Raw genomic sequence first — 5,631 nt, 5'->3', positions numbered from 1 at the left:
CAGGAGGCAGGAGGCAGGAGTCAGGAGTCAGGAGGCAGGAGTCAGGAGGCAGGAGACAGGAGTCAGGAGTCAGGAGTCAGGAGTCAGAAGAAAACGACAATATATATTCTTACCTCATCTCCCCACCTCCCTTACCTCCCTCACCTCCTTCACCTCCCCCACCTCCCTCACCTCCCTTACCTCCCTCACCTCCTTCACCTCCCTCATCTCCCCCACCTTCCCCATCTATCCAAAAAAACGCGTTCCTAAAAGACGATGAACCTAGAGATTCGCGACCAAGCCTATCAATTCTTTATCGAAGAGGCATCGGAACTCCTCCAGACGATCGAGACGGGTTTACTGTCCCTACAAGAAGATCGATCGCCGGCGAGAGTTCACGAGATCATGCGCGCGGCGCACTCGATCAAGGGGGGCGCCGCTAGTGTCGGTCTCGACGCGATCCGTACCCTGTCCCACCGTCTCGAAGACTTTTTCCGGGCGCTCTATCAGGAGGGCGTGCGGTGGGACTCGGAGTTAGAAAGCCTGCTCCTACAAGGATTCGACTGTTTGAAAAATCCCCTACTCGAACAGATCGATCGGGGCGAACACGATCCCGAAGCCGCTTTACTCACCGCCGAACCTATTTTCCAACAAATTCAAGAACTTTTAGCCGAAGCGCTCGTGTCCGGTGCGGATTTTATTCCCGGTTCGGCCGATCTGGGTATCGATATCACGCGTTCGATCTTTGACGTGGACGTGGAGACGGAATTACAACGGGTGAAAACGGTTCTGGACGGCGGGACGGGAGACGTGGCGATCGAACTGCGGACCACGATCGAGATCTTTACCGGCTTCTCGGAAATGTTGGCGTTACCCGGATTCGGCGAGATCGGTCGGGTTGTCGGGGAAAAGCTGGAGAAATACCCCGATCGAGCGACAGAAATCACGAGAATCGCCCTTCAAGACTGGGATAACGCCCGCTCCGCCGTTTTAGCGGGCGATCGAACCTCCGGGGGTTCTCCCTCCGCGGAACTCCTCTCCTTCGGTAGCGAGTCGGTTTCCCACGGTCTGGATCGAGATTTTTTAGAGCAAGCCTATCACTTTTTCATCGAGGAAGCGACGGAACTCTTACAAACGATCGAGCGCGGCCTCCAGAAGAACGGGGCCGATCTCGCGCCCGCCGAAATTCACGAACTGGTTCGCGCCGCGCACTCGATCAAGGGAGGGGCCGCCAGCGTCGGACTGGAAACGATCCGCTCGATCGCCTACCGTTTGGAAACCGTGTTTAGCGCCCTCGGCCATCCCGGTGTCGAGTTCACGCCCGAATTAGACAACGCCCTACAGTCCGGGTTCGATTGTCTGAAAACCCCCCTCCTCGATCGGATCGAGGGGAGAGAACCGGATGAAGCCGCCGCCCTCGCGCGCGCGGAGAGCGTTTTCTCCCGGATCGAGGAATATCTCGGCGACGCGTTCCGGCACGCGGGGGATTATCTGCCGAGTTCTAGCGATCTCGGGGTGGATATCGTGGCCTCGATTTTCGAGGTGGATGTGGCCGAGAATCTAACGACGCTGGAAACCGCGCTCGCCGGCGATCGAACCGAGGAAATCGCCGCTACCCTGCAAGCGACCCTAGAAATGTTCGATGCCTTCGCGCAAATGCTCAACCTTCCCGGATTCGGGGAAATTTGCGCCACAACCCGCCGGGCGATCGAATACCATCCCGAACAACTCCGGGAAATCGCCTCGATCGCCCGAAAAGATTTCCAACAGGCTAGAGAACGGGTCTTAGCCGGGGATAGAACCGCGGGAGGAACCCCCTCGGCAGAACTCTCGATTCTCGCTTTCCCCTCCCCTCAAGGCGCGGATCTAACGACAAGCCCCCCGCTAGAGGACGTTTTCGCTCTCGCCGAATCGCCGATTTCCGAAGTACCCGCGCTAGAGGACGTTTTCGCTCTCGCCGAAGCGCCGATTTCCGAAGTACCCGCGCTAGAGGACGTTTTCGCTCTCGCCGAAGCGCCGATCGCGGAAGATCGATCGAACGTTTTCCCGGACGAGGAAATGATTCAATGGGGAACCGAGGACGATCCGATCCCCTCCCTTTTCGATCTGTTCGTTGACGATCCCTCGGAGATCGATCTTTCTCCCGCGACCGAGGGAGAGGCGATCGCCCCACCGTCGCTCGAACCCGAGGAGAGCGGTGACTTCGCGATCCCGTCCCTCGAAGACGTGTTCGCCCTGCCGCCGGAACCCGACACCGCGAGCGCGGACCGGGCGATCGAAGAGATTTTCGGTTCCTTGGCAATTTCCCCGCTCGAAAACGTGTCGATCCCCGAAATCCGGCGGGAAGAGGAGTTTATCGCCGCCGAATCCCTCGAAGAGGTTTTCGGTTCCGTCGAGATTCCCGCGATCGACGACGGCCCGCGGGCCGAGATCGAGGCCAGTATCGAACAGGCCGCAACGGAAATCGGCCGGGATTTCGATCGCCTGCCTCTCGCGGATTTATTACCACAAATTGTAAATTCTGTCAAGAGCGATCTGGATGACGCGCCCGTCGAAGCGAAACCGAAGGCCCGCGACGAGAAAGAGAGCGCTAAGACGACCGCGGGTTCTTCCGGTTCTTCCCTGACGGTGCGGGTCGATTTCAACCGATTAGAGCGGATGAGTAACCTCGTGGGCGAGCTATCGATCAACCGGAATAGCTTATCGCTCCAAAACGAGCAATTACAGGCGGCGGTCAAGGAATTACTCGATCGATTCGCCCGTTTCGAGGGCATCACCAACGGTATCCGGGAACTGGCCGATCGGATGTTGCTCGCCGGGGATTCGTTATTAACCGGTCTACCGACGGGCCATCGGGACACGACCACCGACGAGAGCGACACCGATATCCGCTTCGATACCCTGGAGATGGATCGGTACGGTCACTTGCACTCGCAATTACAGGAACTGCTAGAACAGATGATGCAGTTAGGCGAATCCGTCGATGATATCGTCCTATTCGCGCGGGGATCGAACCAAACCCTGGAAACCCAACGGCAAATGCTCACCAACCTCCGGGACGAGTTGATGTGGGCGAGAATGTTGCCATTAGGGGAAGTGTTGAATCGTTTCCCCCGCGTCCTGCGGGATCTCTCGAACAGCTATCACAAAACCGTCCGCTTGAAACTAACGGGAACCGGGGTTCTCGTCGATAAGGCCGCCCTGGAAAAACTCTACGATCCGCTCCTGCACCTTCTGCGAAACGCTTTCGATCACGGGATCGAAACGCCGGACGCGAGACGGGAAAAAGGAAAACCGGCGGAAGGACAGATCGAGATCCGCGCCTACCATCAGGGCAACCAAACCATTATCGAGATTAAAGATGATGGCCGGGGATTGAATTTCGAGAGAATTCGCGAGAAGGCGATCGCCTCGGAACTGATGACCGAGGAACAGTTAGCCTTACTACCGCGAGACCGATTAGCCGAACTGATCTTCGAGCCGGGATTCTCGACCGCGGAAACGGTGAGCGAGTTATCCGGCCGCGGGGTCGGTCTGGACGTGGTGCGCGATCAGGTACGGGCGCTCAAGGGGACGGTTTCGGTCACGTCGATGCCCGGAAAGGGAACGATTTTTAGCCTCCGTTTACCGTTAACCCTGACGATCGCGAAACTGCTCGTCTGCACGCTCTACGCCGACGGCGATCGATCCCGATCGACCTCCATCGCTCTCCCCTCGGACGCGATCGAGGAAATCCTCATCCCGCGGGAAGACCAGATCAAGCGATCGGGCGAGCAACGTTTCGTCTATTTCGGCGATCGATTGGTGCCGATTTACCGTCTCGTCAGCCTTCTAGAGTACCGTTGTCCCCTCCCGGAAACCTTCGCCCGTAAGTCCCTGATCGCGACCGTTCCCTCCCCGGAAGATTGGGGTTTTCCCCTGCTGTTCCTGCGTCGGGGACAACAGATGATCGCGCTAGAGGTCGATCGACTGGTGACGGAACAGGAATTAGTGATCAAACCCTTCGGGAACGCGATCGTCGCTCCCCCCTACACCTACGGTTGTACGATTCTCGGCGACGGTACGCTGATTCCCGTGGTTAACGCCATCATTCTCCTGGAATATCAGGAAGAAATCACCGCGCCGAGCGTTTCTCGCGTGATTCCCACCCGACCGATCGAGACCGCGCCCGCTCCCTCGATCCCGACGATCCTGATCGTGGACGATTCGGCGGCCCTGCGACGCACTCTCGCGATCACGTTACAGAAGGCGGGATATCGGGTGCTACAAGCGCGCGATGGCCGCGAGGCGCTGGAACAGTTGGAGCGGACCCGCGACGTACAACTGATCGTCTGCGACGTGGAAATGCCCAATATGAACGGTTTCGAGTTCTTGGGACAACGGCGCAAATCCGACGATCTCCTGAAAATTCCCGTCGCCATGCTGACCTCGCGCGGAAGCGATAAACACCGTCAACTCGCGACGCACCTCGGCGCGAACGCCTATTTCACCAAGCCCTACATCGAGCAACAGTTCTTACTCGCGGTACGCGATCTCGTCGCGAGTCCGGCACTGTTGAATTAGGCGATCGATCCCTCGCGTTCTTTCTGGAGTTAGCATGAGTAATCCGACCACCAATTATCAAAACCCCTTACAAGTCGTTCAGAACGATCGGGCGATCAAACTCCTACAGTTCGCGGTCGGTAATTTACAACTCGCGTTACCGGTCGAGAGCGTGCGGAAAGTGATCCGGCATCTCCCCGTTTACGGGAGCGGGTTGAGTTCTTTCGGGATCGTTCACGTCGAGAATACCGAGATCACGGTCGTCGATCTGTATCGAAAGCTTTTTAAAACCGAGCGATCGAGCGCTCCCGACCGACAGGGCTATTTAATCCTCGCCAAGAACGCGACCGGGGAGACGATCGGTATCTGGGTCGCGGAAACCCCGACCTTACTCGATATCACTCTCTCGCGACTGCGGGTTCTGCCGGAATCCTACCGTCGATCGGACACTCTATCGATCGCCTCCCACGTCACGGTGATCGATCGGGCCGATGCCTCGATGACGGTGTTTCTGTTGGATATCGATCGACTGTTAGAGGGCGCGTGATCTCGGGGGAAGGCTTTTCGCTATCGGCTTTCCCGGTTATTGGATTCCCGAATGACCGCTCTATTGTCAATTTTTTCCCGTGTACACGTCCCCCGGCGATCGTCGGGGGATTTTTTCTCCCGCTTTTCTCGAAACAAATCTTAGGACTCTTGCAAAAATCAAAAATCTCTCGTTGGGGCGGGAGTCAGGAGTCAGGAGTCAGGAGTCAGGATGAGAAAGGAGGATTAAAGAGATCATAAGGGCATGAGATGTTCATTTTTCGTCAAATATTCTTAAAATCTTAAATTTATAGTTAAAATTGGCTTTCGATTCTCACTTCCGCGAGAGGTCTCTTAAAAAAGAATCCTGTAAAATTTGATACAAAAAACCTTCGTTCGGATACAATAGGAAAACCAGAGAGAAGAAAGAGAGCCGAGTATCGATCGCCGTTTCGAGGGCGACGCTCCGAGTATTTAGACAACTAACCACGAATCCCGATCGCCGTTTCGAGAGCGATCGACCGATTTCTTTAGAGACTATTTATAAAGTAAATCTTTAGGAAGCTAACCGACGTAACATGATAC

The 5,631-nt window shown here is 56.3% G+C and carries 4 protein-coding genes; all 4 read left to right on the top strand.

The features are described 5' to 3' along the window. A partial coding sequence (locus V0288_RS24805) for a hypothetical protein (RefSeq protein WP_332867884.1) occupies positions 1-259 on the top strand: 259 nt, incomplete at its 5' end. Beyond that, complete coding sequence (locus V0288_RS24800) at positions 256-4,542, top strand: hybrid sensor histidine kinase/response regulator (RefSeq protein ID WP_332867883.1); 4,287 nt, start codon at positions 256-258, stop codon at positions 4,540-4,542. The genes V0288_RS24805 and V0288_RS24800, both read left to right, overlap by 4 nt. Positions 4,543-4,576: 34 nt before the next feature. Next, positions 4,577-5,068 carry a chemotaxis protein CheW gene (locus V0288_RS24795; RefSeq protein WP_332867882.1) on the top strand — a complete coding sequence of 164 codons (492 nt, stop codon included), beginning with the start codon at positions 4,577-4,579 and terminating at the stop codon, positions 5,066-5,068. 79 nt (positions 5,069-5,147) lie between these two features. Next, positions 5,148-5,282 carry a hypothetical protein gene (locus tag V0288_RS24790; protein ID WP_332867881.1) on the top strand — a complete coding sequence of 45 codons (135 nt, stop codon included), beginning with the start codon at positions 5,148-5,150 and terminating at the stop codon, positions 5,280-5,282. The last annotated feature ends 349 nt before the right edge of the window (positions 5,283-5,631 follow it).

It is taken from the genome of Pannus brasiliensis CCIBt3594 (assembly GCF_036688125.1).
Taxonomy (GTDB): Bacteria; Cyanobacteriota; Cyanobacteriia; order Cyanobacteriales; family Microcystaceae; genus Pannus; species Pannus brasiliensis.
Note: the sequence above shows the minus strand (reverse complement) of the source record. Positions and strands in the feature narration are given on the sequence as shown.

Bases quoted from the DNA above. Each gene is read 5' to 3' on its own strand.
- V0288_RS24800 (WP_332867883.1), top strand. From the start codon at position 256: ATGAACCTAGAGATTCGCGACCAAGCCTATCAATTCTTTATCGAAGAG.
- V0288_RS24795 (WP_332867882.1), top strand. From the start codon at position 4,577: ATGAGTAATCCGACCACCAATTATCAAAACCCCTTACAAGTCGTTCAG.